Source organism: Duganella sp. AC917 (assembly GCF_979258245.1).
This window is the reverse complement of record NZ_OZ409848.1, coordinates 5,837,663-5,855,805: the sequence shown is the minus strand read 5'-3', so window position 1 is coordinate 5,855,805 and position 18,143 is coordinate 5,837,663. Positions and strand designations below refer to the sequence as shown.

Annotated in this window: 17 protein-coding genes; 3 read left to right on the top strand and 14 right to left on the bottom strand. The window is 60.5% G+C overall.

Annotated elements, in window-relative coordinates; translation table 11 throughout:
* Positions 1 to 150: 150 nt before the first annotated feature.
* Positions 151 to 1,365, top strand: coding sequence for an AAA family ATPase (locus ACZ0BA_RS25640; RefSeq protein ID WP_463453926.1), 1,215 nt, complete (start codon positions 151 to 153; stop codon positions 1,363 to 1,365).
* A gap of 100 nt (positions 1,366 to 1,465) precedes the next feature.
* On the opposite strand, the gene ACZ0BA_RS25635 is transcribed toward ACZ0BA_RS25640, so the two are convergent.
* Positions 1,466 to 3,073 (bottom strand): alkaline phosphatase D family protein, encoded by a 1,608-nt coding sequence (locus ACZ0BA_RS25635; protein ID WP_463453925.1) that lies wholly within the window; start codon positions 3,071 to 3,073, stop codon positions 1,466 to 1,468.
* Positions 3,074 to 3,368: 295 nt separating this feature from the next.
* Here ACZ0BA_RS25635 and ACZ0BA_RS25630 point away from each other — a divergent pair, with 295 nt between their 5' ends.
* On the top strand, positions 3,369 to 4,280 hold the full coding sequence (locus ACZ0BA_RS25630; RefSeq protein WP_463453924.1) for a hypothetical protein: 912 nt from the start codon (positions 3,369 to 3,371) through the stop codon (positions 4,278 to 4,280).
* 52 nt (positions 4,281 to 4,332) lie between these two features.
* Here ACZ0BA_RS25630 and ACZ0BA_RS25625 read toward each other — a convergent pair whose 3' ends face one another.
* The 13 genes from ACZ0BA_RS25625 to ACZ0BA_RS25565 all read right to left on the bottom strand — a co-directional run bounded on the left by ACZ0BA_RS25625 (position 4,333) and on the right by ACZ0BA_RS25565 (position 17,691).
* Positions 4,333 to 5,106: an enoyl-CoA hydratase gene (locus tag ACZ0BA_RS25625; protein WP_463453923.1), complete on the bottom strand. Its 774-nt coding sequence runs from the start codon at positions 5,104 to 5,106 to the stop codon at positions 4,333 to 4,335.
* A 68-nt stretch (positions 5,107 to 5,174) separates the two neighbouring features.
* A complete protein-coding gene (locus ACZ0BA_RS25620) occupies positions 5,175 to 6,371 on the bottom strand; it encodes an acetyl-CoA C-acyltransferase (RefSeq protein WP_315397862.1) in 1,197 nt (398 codons plus the stop codon).
* 30 nt (positions 6,372 to 6,401) lie between these two features.
* On the bottom strand, positions 6,402 to 8,801 hold the full coding sequence (locus ACZ0BA_RS25615; protein WP_463453922.1) for a 3-hydroxyacyl-CoA dehydrogenase/enoyl-CoA hydratase family protein: 2,400 nt from the start codon (positions 8,799 to 8,801) through the stop codon (positions 6,402 to 6,404).
* A gap of 18 nt (positions 8,802 to 8,819) precedes the next feature.
* Positions 8,820 to 10,610: an acyl-CoA dehydrogenase C-terminal domain-containing protein gene (locus ACZ0BA_RS25610; RefSeq protein ID WP_463453920.1), complete on the bottom strand. Its 1,791-nt coding sequence runs from the start codon at positions 10,608 to 10,610 to the stop codon at positions 8,820 to 8,822.
* A 46-nt stretch (positions 10,611 to 10,656) separates the two neighbouring features.
* Positions 10,657 to 11,259 (bottom strand): TetR/AcrR family transcriptional regulator, encoded by a 603-nt coding sequence (locus tag ACZ0BA_RS25605; RefSeq protein WP_463453919.1) that lies wholly within the window; start codon positions 11,257 to 11,259, stop codon positions 10,657 to 10,659.
* A gap of 233 nt (positions 11,260 to 11,492) precedes the next feature.
* The gene (locus ACZ0BA_RS25600; RefSeq protein ID WP_463453918.1) at positions 11,493 to 11,867 is read right to left on the bottom strand and encodes an RNA-binding S4 domain-containing protein; all 375 of its coding nucleotides are present in this window, start codon (positions 11,865 to 11,867) and stop codon (positions 11,493 to 11,495) included.
* On the bottom strand, positions 11,864 to 13,027 hold the full coding sequence (gene clsB, locus ACZ0BA_RS25595; RefSeq protein WP_463453917.1) for a cardiolipin synthase ClsB: 1,164 nt from the start codon (positions 13,025 to 13,027) through the stop codon (positions 11,864 to 11,866). Before clsB ends, ACZ0BA_RS25600 begins: the two co-directional genes overlap by 4 nt.
* An 8-nt stretch (positions 13,028 to 13,035) precedes the next feature.
* Entirely contained in the window at positions 13,036 to 13,863 is an 828-nt protein-coding gene (locus ACZ0BA_RS25590) for an endonuclease/exonuclease/phosphatase family protein (protein ID WP_463453915.1), read from the bottom strand.
* Positions 13,864 to 13,994: 131 nt separating this feature from the next.
* Positions 13,995 to 14,234, bottom strand: a complete 240-nt coding sequence (locus ACZ0BA_RS25585; protein WP_463453914.1) for a DUF4160 domain-containing protein — start codon at positions 14,232 to 14,234, stop codon at positions 13,995 to 13,997.
* Positions 14,235 to 14,307: 73 nt separating this feature from the next.
* Entirely contained in the window at positions 14,308 to 14,769 is a 462-nt protein-coding gene (gene nudB / locus ACZ0BA_RS25580; protein WP_463453913.1) for a dihydroneopterin triphosphate diphosphatase, read from the bottom strand.
* A 65-nt stretch (positions 14,770 to 14,834) separates the two neighbouring features.
* Positions 14,835 to 16,634: an aspartate--tRNA ligase gene (aspS, locus tag ACZ0BA_RS25575; protein WP_463454830.1), complete on the bottom strand. Its 1,800-nt coding sequence runs from the start codon at positions 16,632 to 16,634 to the stop codon at positions 14,835 to 14,837.
* A 61-nt stretch (positions 16,635 to 16,695) separates the two neighbouring features.
* Positions 16,696 to 17,316: a DUF502 domain-containing protein gene (locus tag ACZ0BA_RS25570; protein WP_315397839.1), complete on the bottom strand. Its 621-nt coding sequence runs from the start codon at positions 17,314 to 17,316 to the stop codon at positions 16,696 to 16,698.
* A 69-nt stretch (positions 17,317 to 17,385) separates the two neighbouring features.
* The gene (locus tag ACZ0BA_RS25565) at positions 17,386 to 17,691 is read right to left on the bottom strand and encodes an FmdB family zinc ribbon protein (protein ID WP_463453912.1); all 306 of its coding nucleotides are present in this window, start codon (positions 17,689 to 17,691) and stop codon (positions 17,386 to 17,388) included.
* 251 nt (positions 17,692 to 17,942) lie between these two features.
* On the opposite strand from ACZ0BA_RS25565, the gene ACZ0BA_RS25560 reads away from it, so the two are divergent.
* Positions 17,943 to 18,143, top strand: coding sequence for a hypothetical protein (locus ACZ0BA_RS25560; protein ID WP_463453911.1), 201 nt, complete (start codon positions 17,943 to 17,945; stop codon positions 18,141 to 18,143).

Genomic DNA, 18,143 nt, shown 5'->3' with positions numbered 1-18,143 from the left:
GGGAGATATTGACAAGGCGTTCACTTGCGTAAGGTTAGCCATAGTAGCTGAAAACGCCTGAAATCCCGGCACCCGACATGAATCCGGTCTTTATTGACCTTTATCCCGTTTGTGATAACTTTATCCAAGCACGGATAAAGCGGGATAAACATGAATCCTTTCTACTTTGCGAGGCCGGGACTCACCCAGGCACTGGTGCGCGACTTAACTGGTGGGAATTTGTTCAGCGATGCGGCCAACGGCATCTTCCTGGCCGCGCCACGACGCACGGGCAAATCCACGTTTCTGCGAAATGAGCTCCAGCCCGCGCTGGAAAACACCAACCGTGTCGTGGTCTACGTCGATCTGTGGAGTGACAAAAACCGGGACCCCGGGGCACTCATCGCCGAAGCAATCGGCAAGGAGCTTGGTAAGCACCTAGGCATCGTCGCCAAAACGGCTAAAGCGGCAGGGATCGAGCATGTCGGTCTGGGCAGTTGGCTGAAGATGGACCCGTCAAAAATTGGCAAGACAGATGGTCTGACACTGGCCGAGGCAGTGCGTGCGCTATGCGAAACTTCGGGAAAAGCGGTCGCGTTGATTATCGACGAGGCGCAACACGCGCTGACCAGCGTCCCGGGCGAGAGCGCCATGACCGCCCTCAAATCTGCCCGCGATCAACTCAACACGCCGGTTGCCGCAAACCTGCTGCTCATCATGTCCGGCTCCGATCGGGATAAACTGCTCAGACTGTTGAACACGAATGCCGCGCCATTTTTCGGTTCTGCCATCTCTATCATGCCGCAGCTGGGTGTGGATTTCATTGGCCACATCGCCGAATTGATCACTCACACTTATCCTCAGTTGGCGCCTGTCGACATTCCACTGCTATGGGAGGCATTTCAACGGTTTGCGCACAGACCTCAACCATTTGTCAGAACGCTGGGCCAAATCCTCAATCCCATCCATCCGCCGGCCCGGGGATTTGAGCGACAGGTGCTTGAGATGGCGGATTTGCAAAGAGCCGACGATGAGCGCGCGATGGAATCCGCGTACTTGGCGCTGCGTCCGCTTGAGCAAGCGGTGCTATGGCGCATGCTTGAACAAAGCGACCGGTTCCGGCCCTACGATGCGGACGCCCTCTTCTTTTATCGCGAAAAGACGGGGGAGAAAATTACCGCACAAAAAGCGCAAAACGCGATCGAGACATTGCGCATGCAGACGCCGTCGCTCATCTGGAAATCCGCGAAAGGCGAATACGCATTGGATGATACGGGAATGAAAACCTGGTTCAAACAGCGCTGCGAAGCAGGTCTTTGGCCGCCGCAGTCCCCGGACCTCAATGATCCCAAAGAGAATGGCCACGACGAGCAGCTAAACTCTTAGCCGCCGCGGCCCAAGTAGTCCGCAGGCGTTTAGACTTGACCTTGCCCCGACAGGCCAAGCCCGACGCCCGCTACCCGCGTACCCGCAACTTCTCTACGCTCTAAACACCCGCCGCCGGCAGCGTCTGTGCAAACTGCGAGACGCCGTCGAGGTTGAACAGCTCGACCTTCATCGCCTTGGTCTTCGGGTCGATATTGACTTCACCAAAAAACTGGTAGCCGGCAAACGGCGAAGAGTTCTGGATCAGCGGGCTTTTCGAGAATACCGCAGTCGGGCCGAAGGTTTTGTCGAGCACGCCCGGGCCGAAGGTGCCAGCATTCATCGGGCCGGCGACGAATTCCCAGAAGGGGGAAAAGTTCGTGTAGCGGGCCTGGGCGGGATCGTAATAGTGGGCGGCGCAGTAGTGGACGTCGGTGGTGATCCAGACCACGTTGGGGACAGCCTTGATGCTACTGAGCAGGCGAGCCATTTCGAGTTCGCGGCCGAGGGGAAGCCCGTCGTTGCCGTTGGCAAGTGCTTCCCATAAAGCTTCACCTTGGGCGTTCTTGCCATCGCCGACGTTCAGCCCGATCGGCATGTCTGCGGAGATGACTTTCCAGGTTGCGGTCGAGGCTTTCAGTCCGGCGATCAGCCATTCCACCTGTTCACGACCCATGAAGGCCGAACTGGCGTCTTCCACGGTTTGCAGATTGGTGCTGTTCGGACCACGGTAGCTGCGCATGTCGACGACGAATACGTCCAGCAGCGGGCCGTGCGATATCGTGCGGTAGATGCGCTGCGGTTCGCTTTGCTTGTAATAGCGCATCGGCGCGTATTCGAGGAAAGCGCGACGGCCACGGGTGGTGAGGGTCGCAATGCTTTTTTCGGTGTAGCGGGTGTCGGCCGATAAATCCTTGGAAGCGCTGTAGTTATTCGTCACTTCGTGATCGTCCCATTGCCAGACCTGCGGCACCTGGGCGGCGAACTTGCGGAAGTTCGCATCCATCATATTGTAGGCATGGCGGCCACGGTATTCCTTCAGCGTTTCCGCGACCTTGCTGACTTCTTCCGTGACAAGATTACGCCAGACCTGGCCGTTTTCCGCCGTTACCTGGGCCAGGATCGGACCGTCGGCATAAATCGTGTCGCCGTTGTGGATGAAAAAGTCCGGGTCGCGCAAACGCATCGCTTCATAGATTTTCATGCCGCCAAAATCGGTATTGATGCCCCAGCCCTGGCCGCACTGGTCACCGCTCCAATGGAAACGCACGGCCCGGGTGCCATCGGCGGGCGGCGTGGTCCTGAACTGACCCGAGATGGTTTCGCTTTCGATTTTCGAATTGTTGGGATCGACATAGCGCACACGCACGAAGACCGTCTGGCCGGCGGGCAACCCGGTCAGGTCGACACGGGTGGTGAAATCGGTGGCGTCGCTGGCAGTGGGACCGACGATGCGGCTGGCGTTGTTGAAACGGTCGCTGGTATCGTATTCGACAATCATCTGCGCGTTGCGGTCGCTGCGGCTCCAGATGATCGCCCGATTATCCGTAATGTCGCCAAACTGTAATCCCGACGGCATCTTGGGTCGTTCGTTCTCACTGACGCCGATTGCAATAGGGGTGGTGCCGCCGCCGCAGCCTCCAAGCAGCAGCGGGCCGCCCAATGCCGAACTGCCCACCAATACCCCACCCTGGGCCAGGAAACTGCGACGCGAAATCGATGAAGTCATGCTTGCTCCGATCATTTAAGAGCGAACAAGCTTAGGTTTTTAATATGACATGGCGATGAAATCGTCAATGGAACGGGCGCCGTCCCGGCGTACAACGCTACCGACGACCAGCAATGAGACGGCTATAGCAATTAAGTGGGAGGCCTATCAAAGTTTTCACCCAAGACGCCGTTAACCATCGAGTAGGGCAAAGAAAATTTAACCAGGCATGCATCTCTTAAGGAGCAATATCATCGCGTCCGTCGACAAACTGTCGAATGCCTCAATTCAGGGAGGCGCTAGCGCTACGAGCAAGATGTCTAGATCGCCGAATAACGCCGTCTCCAATCCCAACGGCTCGTTCGCCGCGACCGCCGCGAACACTTCAATGCGGGAGGTCGCCATTAGCGGACGTGGAATGCTGATTTCCAGACTTTTTGGTGGAGATGAAAGTACGTACACTGGCGAAGTCAGGACTAACAAAAACGATGGTACGGGTGCGTTAACGCCATTCCTCACGGCTCAGGATCGTGCATTACTGGAAGAAATGTATGTCTACTCGGTAGAAAATGGGATCGATTTGAAGCACGTGGACGCGCTCGGGGGTGATCTTGCCGGCTACCGAAAACATGGTAAGTCCGCGCCCCATGAAGGGCAATACGACCTTGAGGGGCACCAACGAACCGTCGAGCTGTCAGCGACTAACAAGGTTGCCGCCGAGAGAATTGCTGACAGCGACGCCTTAAACACCACACGGCTCGACGCAGGCTTCATTCAATCTGAGCTGGACACAAGTGGACATGCGGTGAATCACGCCTTCCTGGAACGCATGGTGGAGGTTTTTTCCATCGGCGGCGCCAGTGATCAAGCTACTTCCGCCAATCGCGGCCCGATTGCCGCATATAGTGCCGAATCCAACAAACTCGTCGTCAAGCACTCCGCCGATGTTCGCCTGGTGATCCCCGAGGCGGACTATACGAACATCGACGGTGTGGGACATTGGCGCACCCCGGAACTGGCGGAGCAGCACCGGCTTTCTCAACAAACAGCCGCCGGTACGGCCGTGTCCTCCCTGCTGAACGGCCGCAACCAGGACATTCAAGCCTTTTTAGATTTACTAAAAGGTTACGGCAAATTGAACAATATCCCTCAACAAGCGATCTCGCAATTGATAGGACTGCTCGACGGACCGACTGTGGCTGAAAATGATAGAAAGTCCAAAGTCTAATCCAGATTGAAGCCGGTTCCCAGAGGCCAATGACTCCGCCTGCGGAATCGAATCAGGTGAACTGGCTGAAATCCGGCTTGCGCTTCTGGAAGAAGGCGGTGAACGCTTCCTTTGCCTCCGGCGCCGTCAGCATCGCGCTGAACAGCTTGTTCTCGGCGGTGATGGTTTCGCTGACCAGTGCGTTGCGGCTGGCCTTCATCAGCTGCTTGGTGGCGCGGATCGAACTGGCTGGCAAGGCCACCAGCTTGGCCGCCTGCCCTTGCGCGAAAGCGAGCAGTTCGGCGGCCGGCAGTACGCGCGACACGAGCCCCATTTCCAATGCCTCTTGAGCGAGGAACGCTTCGCCCAGCATCAGCTTTTCGGCGGCGCGCGGGTAGCCGGCGATTTGGGTCAACAGCACGCTAGAGGCGAACTCGGGACACAGGCCCAGCTGCGAGAACGGCATCGAGAACTTGGCCGTATCGGCCGCATAGACCAGGTCGCAGTGCATCAGCAAGGTGGTGCCGATGCCGACGGCGGCGCCGGCCACGGCTGCAACCACCGGCTTGGTCGTGCCGCTGAGCGCCATCATGAATTTGAATACCGAGCGGTCTTCCAGCGTGCCGGACGACGGCGCCGTTTTCATGAAGTCTTCCAGATCGTTGCCGGCGGTGAAGATCTCGGGCTTGCCGACGATCAGGATGGCGCGCACGGCCGCATCCTGCTCTGCTTCGTTGATGGCGTCGGCCATGGTTTGGTACATCGCGGCGGTGATCGCGTTCTTGCGTTCCGGACGGTTGAATTCCAACGTCAGGACGCCGTTTTCCTTGCTGCTCAAAATATCCATGCTATCTCCATATGACAAGGGCGCCGTGGTTGCCCGACAGCGCCCTCTTTTTAATTACCCGATCAGACTTATACGCGCTCGATGATACCGGCCGCGCCCATGCCGGCGCCGACGCACATCGTCACCATGCCGTATTTCAGGTTGTTACGGCGCAGCGCATGCACCACGGTCGCGGCGCGGATGGCGCCGGTCGCGCCCAGCGGGTGGCCCAGGGCGATCGCGCCGCCCATCGGGTTCACTTTGGCCGGGTCGAGGCCCAGGTCGCCGATGACGGCCAGCGCCTGCGCGGCAAACGCTTCGTTCAGCTCGATCCAGTCCAGCTGGTCCTGGGTGATGCCGGCGGCCTTGCAGGCGTCCGGAATCGCAAACTTCGGACCGATGCCCATGATTTCCGGCGGCACGCCCTTGACGGCGAACGACGAGAACTTGGCCAGCGGGGTCAGGTTGTGCTCGCGCAGGAATTTCTCCGACACGACCAGCAGCGCGCCGGCGCCGTCGGACATTTGCGAGCTGTTCGCGGCGGTGACCGAACCCTTGGCGGCGAACACCGGCTTCAGCTTGGCCAGCGATTCCATCGTCGAGTCGGCGCGGGCGCCTTCGTCGGTGTCGACGGTGCGGGTTTTGACCTTGATTTCACCGGTGCTCAAATCAGGCGTGCGGGTGATGATCTCGACCGGCGTGGTCTCGTCCTTGAAAAAACCGGCCTGCTGCGCGGCGATGGCGCGGCGGTGCGATTCGACGGCGAACGCGTCCTGCGCTTCGCGCGACACTTTCCATTGCGTGGCGACCTTCTCGGCGGTCAAGCCCATGCCGTAGGCCATGCCGACGTTTTCGTCGGTGAACATGTTCAGGTTCATCGATGGGTGGTGGCCCATCATCGGCACCATCGACATCGATTCGACGCCGCCGGCGATCATGGCATCGGCTTCACCGACGCGGATGCGGTCGGCGGCCATGGCCAGCGCCGTGATACCCGAGGCGCAGTATCGGTTGATGGTGACGCCGCCGACGGTCTTCGGCAAGCCGGCCAGCAGCACCGCTTGACGGGCGATGTTGAAGCCCTGCTCCGCTTCCGGGAACGAGCAGCCGATGATGGCGTCGGTGATCAGCGCCGGGTCCAGACCTGGCGCCTGCGCCAGCGCCGATTGCAGCACGCGCACCAGCAGGTCGTCAGGGCGGGTCTTGTTGAACATGCCGCGCGGCGCCTTGCCGATCGGGGTGCGGGTGGCGGAGACGATGTATGCGTCTTGAATTTGTTTGCTCATTATGTTTCCTGTTCAGTATCGGTCGGCGGCTTAGTTGCGGACCGGCTTACCGGTTTGCATCATGCCCATGATCCGCTCTTGCGTCTTCGGATGGTTCAGCAGTTCCAGGAAGGCTTTACGCTCCATGTCGAGGATCCACTGCTCGCTGACGAACGAACCCTGGTCGATGTCGCCGCCCGAGACGATCTCGGCGATCATGTCGCCCAGCTTGAAGTCGTGCGCGGAGATGAAGCCGCCATCGCGCATATTGACCAGTTGCGCCTTGATGGTGCCCCAGCCGTAACGGCCGGTGACCTGGATCGGCGTCTTCAGCGGCGGACGATAACCCTTGTCGAACATGGCGCGCGCTTCAACTTTGGCAACGTGCAGCAGCTCGTACGGGTTGAAGACGATGACGTCGTCTTCCTTCAGGTAGCCCATCGCCTGCGCTTCGAGCGCCGACTTCGACACGTTGGCCGTGGCCGCGTTGGTGAAACCGGTTTTCAGGAATTGCAGGATGTCGTTGCCCTTGGCTTCCTTGAAGGCGCGCAATGCCGCTTCCTTCAGGCCGCCGCCGGCAGGAATCAGGCCCACGCCCACTTCCACCAGGCCGATGTACGACTCGATCGAGGCCACGCGCTTGGACGCGTGCAGTGCCATTTCGCAGCCGCCGCCCAGCGCCAGCCCGGCCACAGCGGCCACCACCGGCACGTTCGAGTATTTCATCGCCATGAAGGTGTTTTGCAGTTCGCTGATGATCGGATCGACCGCTTTCGCGCCGCCCTGCATGAACGCAGGCAATGCCGATTGCAGGTCGGCGCCGGCCGAGAACGCGCCGCCTTCGGCCGCGTCCGAGTTCCAGATGACCAGGCCCTTGAAGTTCTTCTCCGCTTCGGCCAACGCCTTGCGGTAGCCGGCGATGACGCCAGGGCTGATCACATGCATCTTGGTTTTGAGCGAGATGATCAGCACGTCGTCGCCGGTATGCCACAGGCGCACGTCGTCGTCTTCATGCACGGTGGTGCCGGCTTTCTTGCCGTCGATCTCGCCGCTGCCGAACACCGGCGCGCGGAATACCTGACGGTCATAGACGGACAAGGTCGAGCGCGGAACGAACGATTTCGACACGGCCGAGTACGAACCTTCCGGCGTGTGCACGCCGCCTTTTTCAGCGACCGGGCCTTCGAACACCCAGGCTGGCAGCGGCGCGGAGCACAGCGCGTTGCCGGCGTCGATGTCTTCCTTGACCCACTGGGCGACCTGCGTCCAGCCTGCCGCCTGCCACGTCTCGAACGGACCGGTGGTCCAGCCGAAGCCCCAGCGCATGGCGAAGTCGATGTCGCGCGCGTTGTCGGCCACGGTGTCCAGATGCACGGCGATGTAGTGGAAGGCGTCGCGGAAGATCGCCCACAGGAACTGGCCCTGTGGATTGGTCGATTCGCGCAGCGCTTTCATTTTCTTGACCGGATCTTTTTCCTTCAGGATGCGGGCGATGATGTCGGCGGCCTTGCCGCCGCCGGCGACGTACTCACCGGTGGCGAAATCCAGGCGTTGAATGTCCTTGCCGACCTTTTTATAGAAACCGGCGCCGGACTTCTGGCCCAAGGCGCCTTTTTCAACCAGTTTCGCCAAGACTTCCGGCGTCTTGTAGACGGCGGCGAACGGGTCGTTCGGCAGGTTGTCCTGCATCGTTTTGATCACATGGCCCATCGTGTCCAGACCGACCACGTCGGCGGTGCGGAAGGTGCCCGACTTGGCGCGGCCCAGCTTGGCGCCGGTCAGGTCGTCGACCACGTCCACGCTCAGGCCGAACTTCTCGGCTTCGTGAACGATCGCCAGGATGCCGAACACACCGACGCGGTTGGCGATGAAGTTAGGCGTGTCTTTCGCGCGCACAACGCCCTTGCCCAAGGTGGTGGTCAGGAAGCCTTCGAGCTGGTCGGCGATTTCCGGCTTGGTCGCTTCGGTCGGGATGATCTCGACCAGATGCATATAACGCGGCGGGTTGAAGAAGTGCACGCCGCAGTAGCGCGATTTCAAATCGGCGTCGAAGCCTTCGGACAGCTTGGTGATCGACAGGCCCGAGGTGTTCGAGGCGAAGATGGCGTTGGCGCCGATGTGCGGAGCGACCTTCTTGTACAGGTCGTGCTTCCAGTCCATGCGCTCGGCGATCGCTTCGATGATCAGGTCGCACTCGGCCAGCTTGGCCAGGTCGTCCTCGTAGTTGGCCACTTCGATCAGCGCGGCGTGGTCCTTGTTGCCCAGCGGCGCCGGCGACAGCTTCTTCAGGTTCTCGATGGCTTTCAGAACGATGCCGTTCTTCGGGCCTTCCTTGGCCGGCAGGTCGAACAGGACGACAGGTACTTTGGCGTTGACGCAGTGGGCGGCGATTTGCGCGCCCATCACGCCGGCGCCCAGCACGGCTACTTTTTTAACGATGAAATTGGTCATGTCGTTTCCTCTAGTCTCTTAGAACAGGTCGGCGTCGAGTGCCATCAGGTTGGCGGAGCCCGAACGTGCCTGGCGGATCAAGGTTGCGGTTTCAGGCTGCAGGCGGGCGAAGTAGAAGCGTGCGGTCGCCAGCTTGGCTTTGTAGAAATTGTCGCCGCTGTCCTCTTTGGCCAGTGCGATCTTCGCCATCTGCGCGAAGAAGTAGCTGTATACCATATGGCCGACAACGCGCAGGTACGGTACGCAGGCGGCGCCGACTTCGTCCGGATTCTGGAACGCTTTCATGCCGATTTCCATGGTGAGCTTGGTGACTTTGTCGCCCAGGTCGCCCAGCGGGGTGATGAATTCGCTCATCGCTTCGTCGGTGCCGTTGTCTTCGACAAACGCCTTGATCTTCTCGCCGAACTTGCGCAGCTTGGCGCCGTTGTCGCCCAGAATCTTACGACCCAGCAGGTCGAGCGACTGGATGGTGTTGGTGCCTTCGTAGATCAGGTTGATGCGGGCGTCGCGCACGTACTGCTCCATGCCCCATTCGGCGATGTAGCCGTGGCCACCGAACACTTGCATCGCTTCCGAGGTGGCGATCCAGGCGTTGTCGGTGATGAAGGCCTTGACGATCGGGGTCAGCAGCGCGACTTCGTCGGCCGCTTCCTTGCGCACTTCTTCGTCCGGGTGGTGCAGTTCGCGGTCGATCTGCAGCGCGACGTACGAGGTGAAGGCGCGCGCGCCTTCGGCAAAGGCCTTGCCGGTCAGCAGCATGCGGCGCACGTCCGGGTGCACGATGATGCGGTCGGCCGGCAGTTCCGGATTCTTCACGCCCGACAGCGAGCGCATCTGCGTGCGGTCCTTGGCGTAGATCAGCGCGTTCTGGTAAGCCACTTCGGTCAGGCCCAGCGACTGCATGCCCACGCCCAGGCGGGCCGCGTTCATGAACACGAACATGGCGTTCAGGCCCTTGTTCGGCTGGCCGATGATCCAGCCTTTGGCGCCGTCCAGGTTCATCTGGCAGGTCGAGTTGCCGTGGATGCCCATTTTTTCTTCGATGGCGCCGCAGGTGATCGGGTTGCGTTCGCCGACCGAGCCGTCTTCCTTCGGCAGGAACTTCGGCACCAGGAACAGCGAGATGCCTTTCGAGCCTTCCGGCGCGTCCGGCACGCGGGCCAGCACCAGGTGCAGGATGTTCTCAGCCATGTCGTGCTCGCCGGCCGAGATGAAGATCTTGTTGCCTGTGATAGTCCAGGAACCGTCGGCCTGCGGCAGCGCCTTCGAGCGCAGCAGACCCAGATCGGTGCCGCAGTGCGGTTCGGTCAGGCACATGGTGCCGGTCCACTCGCCCGAGACCAGCTTCGGCAGGTAGGTTTTCTTTTGGTCGTCGGTGCCGTGTTCCTTCAGGCACTCGTAGGCGCCGTGCGACAGGCCCGGGTACATGGTCCAGGCCTGGTTGGCCGAGTTCAGCATTTCGTAGAACGAGTTGTTCAGCAGCACCGGCAGGCCCTGGCCGCCGTATTCCGGATCGCACGCGAGCGCGGCCCAGCCGCCGTCGACGTATTGCTTGTACGCTTCCTTGAAGCCTTTCGGCGTCGTCACGGAGTGGGTCGCGGCGTCGTGCTTGCAGCCTTCGCGATCGCCCGAATGGTTCAGCGGGAACAGCACTTCCGACGTGAACTTGCCACCCTCTTCCAGCACCTGGTTGATGATGTCGGCATCGATTTCGGCGTAGTCCGGCAGTGCCTTCAATTCTTCTTGCACATTGAGCAGCTCGTGCAGCACGAATTGCATATCCCGGATTGGCGCGACGTATTGACCCATGTTTATTCTCCTGATGACTACTTAAATTAGTTTAAATGCGTGATGTTTAATGAGGTACTTCTGCATTACGGTACGATACGATCAAGCGTTCGAAGCCGACGCTGGCGCGCTCAAGGCTGCCCGGAATGCGCAGGAAGCGCGCATCGTGGTGCAGGGCCAGGATCAGGCCGTACATCTCGTAGACCAGCTGCTGCGGATCGGTGTCCGCTTGCAAGTCGCCGCATTCGATGGCTTGCTTCACGCAGCGCAGCAACGCGCCCTGCCAGGCGCCGACCATCGCCATCAACTCCTCGCGGATCGGTCCCGGACGGTCGTCGTACTCGACCGCGCCGCTGATGTAGATGCAGCCCGAGGCCACCTCCACGCTGACACGCTTGACCCAGCGCGCGAACATCGAACGAAGGCGCTGCAAACCGCGCGGCTCCTTGACGCTGGGGAAAAACACTTCCTGCTCAAAACGGTGGTGATACAGCTTCAGTACTTCCAACTGCAAATCTTCACGCGATCCGAAGTGCGCGAACACACCGGATTTGCTCATGTTCATCTTATCTGCGAGCAATCCAATGGTCAGGCCTTCGAGGCCGTCCCGGCTGGCCAAGTCCAGCGCCACATCCAGGATGGCCGCGCGAGTCAGCTCGCCCTTGCGCATAAATTTAGTTGAGGTATTAATAACTTGCATCCCAAGGTGTAGTTACATGGAGAAAAGAACATTCTGCTCCACTTCGTTTACTCCGTGTGAAAAAATTGCGAACGCTCGTACTATTATCCAATGGTGGATAAAAGTCAAACAGTACATTTAGAGGTGGGAGTCTATTGCTGCAGTGCGGCAATAGGGATGGAGGGAGGGAACGCGGCAAGCCCTCCACAGGCGGGTGGCGCCTGTTATGAAAGCTTGCCGATCTGCCGGCGGTCGCGCTTGGTGGGACGGCCCTTGAAATCGGCGGTCGGCTCGCGGAAGTTCTTGCGGTTCTCGGCCAGGTTGGCGCGCCGCTCGACGCTCTCGTCGGTTTCCTCGTACAGATTGCGGGCGATCGGCGCGGCCTGCCGCACGTCGGACAGGTTCATCACATCGATCTCCCACCGGTCGGAGCCGTTGTCGATGTCGAGCTTGTCGCCGATGCGCACCGCGCGCGCAGGCTTGACCTTGTCGCCGTTGACCTTGACCTTGCCCGCATCCACCGCGTCCGTGGCCAGCGAACGCGTCTTGAAAAAGCGCGCCGCCCACAGCCATTTATCCAGTCTGACACTATCGCTCAAGCGTATTTCCCCACGGAGAACAACCGCATCACGGTCCGGTAAAACACGAACGCGATTTCGTAACCGATGCGGCGGAAGCGGCCGACGTGCTCAAAGTCGTCATAACTGATCACCACGCCGTCGGCGACGGCCGCCTCGATGTGCCGGCGCAGGTTTTGCGCGAAGGCCGCATCCTTGATGATCACGTTTGCTTCCTGATTCAAAAACAGGCTCAAGCCGTCCACATTGCTCGAACCCACGGTCGCCCAGTCGTCGTCGATGACGGCCACTTTGGCGTGCAACTGGGTTTTATGATATTCCACCACTTTGACGCCGGCCGCAAGCAGCTTCGGATAGAACGAGTGCGCCACCGCATCCTGCAGCCAGATTTCGCCGACGCCGATCAGCAGCGTGACGTCGACGCCGCGCTCGGCGGCGGCGGCCAGCGCGTGGCGAAACTTGCGCCCAGGCGCGAAATACGGATTGGCAAGCAGCACGGTTTTACGCGCGCGGCCGAGCGCCTGCAAGTAGGCGCGCTGTATCGTCCGGCGGTTGCGCAAGTTGTCGCGCACCACGAAGCCGGCATGCACCATATTGGCGGCCGCGATCTTGTTGACCTTGCGCGCGTCGCGATACAGGCTGATGCGTTTCATCAGCCCCATCTTGCCCAGGCGCTGCCACTGCGTATCCGCCTCGACATGGATGGACGCCACCAGCGGGCCGCGCACCTGCACCGCGAAGTCCCAGCGCGGCGCCGACAGGCTGATCGCGTGGTTGTAGTCGCAGAACATGTCGTCGTTGATGTTGATGCCGCCGACCAGCGCGACCTCGCGGTCGACCACGCAGATCTTGCGGTGGGTGCGCGTGATGCCGCGTGTGAACCACGGATTGAAAATGCGGTGGTGCACGCCGGCGGCCTCGAGCTTCTCGTGCATGCAGTTGATCTTGCGGCGCCCGGTGCCCCACCAGTCGGTGATCATGCGCACGTCGACGCCGCGCCGGGCGGCGGCCGACAACGCGGCCAGCACTTTCTGGCCAGTCTCGTCGTCGGCGAAGATGTAGGTCTCGAAATAGATTTCGTGGCGCGCCGCGTCGATGGCGCCGATCAGGGCCGGGAAAAATTCAGTGCCGGTGTAGAGCAGCGTGACTTCGTTATCGGCAAGTAGTTTGACGGCGCCCATGGCGTTCCCTACCCCAGCGACAGCGACGCCACGATGGGCGCATGGTCGGACAGCTTGGCCCACAGGCTGCCGTGCATGACCTCGGCCGATTCGACCTTGAAGCCGCGCACGTAGATGCGGTCGAGCCGGAAGAACGGCAGCGCCGACGGGAAGGTCCGCGCCGGGCTGATGGTGGCCTTCAGGCTGGCCTTGCGGCGCAAGGTGCGCAGGATGCCGTCGACCTGCGCGTTGGTACCCAGCTCGTCGAACGCCTCGACCACGCCCAGCGCGTTGCGCAGCTCGCCGCTGAGCGTGTTGCGCCAATCGTTGAAATCGCCGGCGATGATGACCGGCTCGCCATCCGGCGCCGATTCGCGCACGGCCGAGATCAGCGCCTGCGTCTGCCGGCGTCGCCCCGCCTCGAACAGCCCCAGGTGCACCACGTAGCAATGCACCGGGCCGTGCTCGGTGTTGAGCACGCAATGCAGGATGCCGCGCTGCTCGTAGGCGTGGTCGGAGACGTCATGGTTGTTCATGTTGGCGATGGGGAACGCACTCAGCAGCGCGTTGCCGTGGTGGCCGTGATCGTACACCGCGTTCATGCCGTAGGCCGCGTGCAGGTGCCGCGACTCGCCGGCGAAGTATTCATGCTGCGCCGCAGCGGGCCAATGCTTTTGACCCAGCTGTTCGGCCCCGTATTTGGCGGCCTTGAGGTCATGCTTGCCTTGTACCTCTTGCAGAAAAACCACATCGGCGTTGAACAGGCCGATCGCCTGTTTAAGCGCCAGCACACGCGGCTCGGCGCGGATGGAGGACACTCCCTTGTGGATATTGTAGGTGGCGACTCGAATTTTCATACGAAACATTCTAACCCCGAGCACGGCTTCGTGTGCGTTCGCCTCCGCACATACCGATCCGCAGCACTCAGCCAGGACCGTCGTTGCCGGCTTGCCTGTCGTCCGAGGACACGACGATCCGGCTAGGTTCGTCAGGGATGGTCGAAATAGTCATTCCAGCGACTTAAAAAATCCAACCGGTAGTCGACGATGATGCGGATGATCTCGCGCACTTCAAGCGGGCTGAAGCCGACGTTGCGCACCACGGTCGCGCTCTCGATCCAGAACTTGGCGGACTTGCGGTCCTTGTCCACATGCAGGTGCGGCGGATCACCCCTGACCCGCCGGTGAAAATAGAAACGGTAACCCCTGAGCCGCAACAGCGTCGCCACAACATCCCCCGGAACTTGCTCCGAATTCCAAAGTATGCGCGGCACAGTCCGCCGCTATTTGATGCGGCACAAGTTAGCCAAGTTGCTTCAGAAGCTGCTGGGGAAGTTGCAAAATCGCTTCGGCATTGGAAAAAGAAAAACATTTATCGGCCGCTTCCAGATGCGGCAGCCAAGCGTAGTTCAGATGCTCGCGCGGACTAAGCGTGATGGCGATATCGCGCGGCACCTCCACGCTGAAAACATGCTCGGTGTTTTCCGTCACGCCGGGTGCGTAGCGGTGGCGCCAGACCGGGTAGATGGTGTAGATGTTGGACAAGTGCCAGTCGCGCAGCACGATGCGCTCGCCGTCGGCGACGATGCCGGTTTCCTCGAACAATTCGCGCGCGGCGGTCGCCAGCAAAGGCTCGTCGACGGCGTCGAGCGAACCGGTCACCGATTGCCAGTAGCCGGGCTTGTCGGCGCGTTCGATCAGCAGCACTTGCAGGTCGGCGGTATGAATCACCACCAGTACGGATTCAGGTATCTTATATGGCATAGGTTGGGACCAAAGAAAAAGGCGCCACGTGTGAACGTTGGCGCCTTTTCATTATGCCAGACTAATTAACTGGCGACTTTTGGCTCGACAGCACGCAGGCGGATATGCAATTCCTTCAGCTGCTTCTCGTCCACTTCCGACGGCGCCTGGGTCAGCAGATCCTGCGCGCGCTGGGTTTTCGGGAAGGCGATCACGTCGCGGATCGAATCGGACTTGGTCATCAGCGTCACGATACGGTCCAGGCCGAAGGCCAGGCCACCGTGCGGCGGCGCGCCGTATTGCAGCGCGTCGAGCAGGAAGCCGAACTTCAGGCGCGCTTCGTCGGCGTCGATCTTCAACGCGCGGAACACTTTCGATTGCACTTCCTCGCGGTGGATACGGATCGAACCGCCACCCAGTTCCCAACCGTTCAGGACCATATCGTAGGCCTTGGCGATGCAGGCGCCCGGATTGGTTTCCAGCATGTCCTCGTGGCCGTCCTTCGGCGCCGTGAACGGATGGTGGGTCGCGGTCCAGCGGTCGTTTTCCTCGTCGTGTTCGAACATCGGGAAGTCGACCACCCACAGCGGCGACCAGACGTCGTCGAACAGGCCGGCGTTCTTGCCGAATTCGCTGTGACCGATCTTCACGCGCAGCGCGCCGATGGCGTCGTTGACGATCTTGGCCTTGTCGGCGCCGAAGAAGATCAGGTCGCCGTCTTCGGCGCCGGTCAGCTCGATCACCTGGGCCAGCGCGGCGTCGTGCAGGTTCTTGACGATCGGCGATTGCAGGCCGTCGCGGCCCTTGGCCTTCTCGTTGACCTTGATGTACGCCAGGCCGCGCGCGCCGTAGATGGCGACGAACTGGGTGTACGCGTCGATTTCCGAACGCGGCATCTCGGCGCCCTTCGGTACGCGCAGACCGACCACACGGCCGTTAGGCATGTTGGCGGCGCCCGAGAACACTTTGAAGTCGACGTCCTTCATGACGTCGGTCAGGTCGGTGAACGACAGCTTGACGCGCATGTCCGGCTTGTCCGAACCGTATTTGCCCATGGCTTCCGAGAAGTTCATGACCGGGAACGGGTTGGGCAGCTCGACGTCCATCGTGTTCTTGAAGACGATACGTATCATTTCCTCGAACAGGTCGCGGATTTCCTGTTCGGTCAGGAACGAGGTTTCGCAGTCGATCTGGGTGAATTCCGGCTGGCGGTCGGCGCGCAGGTCTTCGTCGCGGAAGCACTTGGTGATCTGGTAGTAACGGTCGAAGTTGGCCACCATCAGCAACTGCTTGAACAGCTGAGGCGACTGCGGCAGCGCGAAGAAGCTGCCGGCGTTCACGCGCGACGGCACCAGGTAGTCGCGCGCGCCTTCCGGGGTCGACTTGGTCAGCATCGGCGTTTCGATATCGATGAAGCCCAGGTTGTCCAGATACTTGCGCACTTCCATCGTCACCTTGTAACGCAGGCGCAGGTTGTTTTGCATCTGCGGACGGCGCAGGTCCAGCACGCGGTGGGTCAGGCGGGTGGTTTCGGACAGGTTGTCGTCGTCCAGCTGGAACGGCACGGCAACGGAAGGGTTGAGCACTTCCAGCTGCGAGCACACGACTTCGATCTTGCCCGACTTCAGGTTGCTGTTGACGGTGCCGGCCAGGCGGTCCTTGACCACGCCGGTCACGCGCAGGCAGAACTCGTTGCGGACGTGTTCGGCGGCCTTGAAGACTTCAGCCTGTTCCGGATTGCAAACGATCTGCACCAGGCCTTCGCGGTCGCGCAGGTCGATGAAGATCACGCCGCCGTGGTCGCGGCGACGATGTACCCAGCCGCACAGGCTGACGGTTTGGCCAAGCAGCGCTTCAGTGGTGAGGCCGCAGTAGTGAGTACGCATTGAGGACATGTTATTTCTCGGTTCAGGTTAGATTGCTCGTGAATTCGGTGTGCTGCTGTTTTTACTTGCTGACGACTTCAATGGCTTGGGGCACGCTTTCCGGCGCCACCACGCCCATCGAGACGATGTACTTCAGGGCCGCGTCGACCGACATGTCGAGTTCGACCACATCCTTGCGCGCCAACATCAGGAAAAAGCCCGAGGTCGGATTCGGCGTGGTCGGCACGTACACGCTGACGTAGTCGCCCACCAGATGGTTCTTGACGTCGCCGCCGGGCGTGCCGGTCAGGAAGGCGATGGTGTACGAGTTCTGGTGCGGATACGGGATCAAGACCGCTTTGCGGAAGGCGTTGCCGGACGACGAGAACAAGGTGTCCGACACCTGCTTGACGCTGGAATAAAGCGAGTTCACCAGCGGAATGCGCTTGAGCAGCTTTTCCCACATGCGCACCACGTAGTTGCCGACCAGGTTATTGGTCAGCAAACCGGTCAGGAAGACGATCAGCACGGTCAGCAAGGTCCCGAGGCCGGGGATGTCGAAGCCGATCAGCGTGTGCGGCTGCCAGCGCTCCGGCACGAACAGCAACGACTGGTCCATCGTGTTGATGACCAGGCTCAGCACCCAGGCGGTGATCGCCAGCGGCACCAGGATCAGCAGGCCGGTAATGAAATATTTACGCATCGAAGACTCTTATATGGGTGCTCATGTGGGTGGAATGACGGGCGGCAGCGGCCCGGCCGCTGCCATCCTTCAGGCCGACCCCGTGCCGCTCGCCGGTTTGGCGGGCGTGCTCGCAGCCGCGTCCGCCTTGGGCGCGTCGGCTTTGGCCGCACCGTCCACCGGCCCGGTGGACACGCCCGTCGCCGGCGGCGTGCCGCCACGGAAGTCGGTCGCGTACCAGCCGGTACCCTTCAGCTGGAAGCCAGCGGCGGTCAATTGTTTCTTAAACGACTCCTTGCCGCACGACAGGCAAACAGTCAGCTGCGGGTCGGAAATCTTCTGCAAGACATCCTTGGCAAAACCACATGCCTCGCAGCGGTAAGCGTAGATCGGCATCTATTACTCCGCAAAAATCATCAAAACCCTGAATTATAAAGCTTTTTACATGCCCCTAGCTTGTTTCCTCTGGTTAAGCCCCGCAGGGCCCCTGAATGCTATCGATTTCATTTGCAAAATTTACTCGTAAATTATCTGGAAGCATGATTTAATACCGAACTCCAGCGCTGATTTCCCAATCCATGAATCGCCGCCACGATGCTGTCCTGACTCTCGACGCACGCGCATTCAAACCTTGATTGGGATATATGATGAAGAAATACCTGTTCGCCGGCTTGCTGGCCGCCACGCTGTTCTCCCCTGCCTTCGCGCAAAGCAAATTCGCCGCCGGATCGCCGGAACAACCTGTTCACCGCCGCACCGTTGTCGCCGCCATGGTATTGCTGGTTGTGCTCGGTTTGGTGAGGCAACCTCTGACCCGGCCGTCCAAGACACGCCACGTGGATGCCTGA

Excerpts from the sequence above, each read along its gene's own strand:
- ACZ0BA_RS25630 (WP_463453924.1), top strand. The coding sequence starts at position 3,369 with ATGTCTAGATCGCCGAATAACGCCGTCTCCAATCCCAACGGCTCGTTC.
- ACZ0BA_RS25605 (WP_463453919.1), bottom strand. The coding sequence starts at position 11,259 with ATGCGCAAGGGCGAGCTGACTCGCGCGGCCATCCTGGATGTGGCGCTG.
- ACZ0BA_RS25640 (WP_463453926.1), top strand. The coding sequence starts at position 151 with ATGAATCCTTTCTACTTTGCGAGGCCGGGACTCACCCAGGCACTGGTG.
- aspS (WP_463454830.1), bottom strand. The coding sequence starts at position 16,634 with ATGCGTACTCACTACTGCGGCCTCACCACTGAAGCGCTGCTTGGCCAA.
- clsB (WP_463453917.1), bottom strand. The coding sequence starts at position 13,027 with ATGGGCGCCGTCAAACTACTTGCCGATAACGAAGTCACGCTGCTCTAC.
- nudB (WP_463453913.1), bottom strand. The coding sequence starts at position 14,769 with ATGCCATATAAGATACCTGAATCCGTACTGGTGGTGATTCATACCGCC.
- ACZ0BA_RS25590 (WP_463453915.1), bottom strand. The coding sequence starts at position 13,863 with ATGAAAATTCGAGTCGCCACCTACAATATCCACAAGGGAGTGTCCTCC.
- ACZ0BA_RS25620 (WP_315397862.1), bottom strand. The coding sequence starts at position 6,371 with ATGAGCAAACAAATTCAAGACGCATACATCGTCTCCGCCACCCGCACC.
- ACZ0BA_RS25615 (WP_463453922.1), bottom strand. The coding sequence starts at position 8,801 with ATGACCAATTTCATCGTTAAAAAAGTAGCCGTGCTGGGCGCCGGCGTG.
- ACZ0BA_RS25560 (WP_463453911.1), top strand. The coding sequence starts at position 17,943 with ATGAAGAAATACCTGTTCGCCGGCTTGCTGGCCGCCACGCTGTTCTCC.
- ACZ0BA_RS25565 (WP_463453912.1), bottom strand. The coding sequence starts at position 17,691 with ATGCCGATCTACGCTTACCGCTGCGAGGCATGTGGTTTTGCCAAGGAT.
- ACZ0BA_RS25570 (WP_315397839.1), bottom strand. The coding sequence starts at position 17,316 with ATGCGTAAATATTTCATTACCGGCCTGCTGATCCTGGTGCCGCTGGCG.
- ACZ0BA_RS25610 (WP_463453920.1), bottom strand. The coding sequence starts at position 10,610 with ATGGGTCAATACGTCGCGCCAATCCGGGATATGCAATTCGTGCTGCAC.
- ACZ0BA_RS25625 (WP_463453923.1), bottom strand. The coding sequence starts at position 5,106 with ATGGATATTTTGAGCAGCAAGGAAAACGGCGTCCTGACGTTGGAATTC.
- ACZ0BA_RS25635 (WP_463453925.1), bottom strand. The coding sequence starts at position 3,073 with ATGACTTCATCGATTTCGCGTCGCAGTTTCCTGGCCCAGGGTGGGGTA.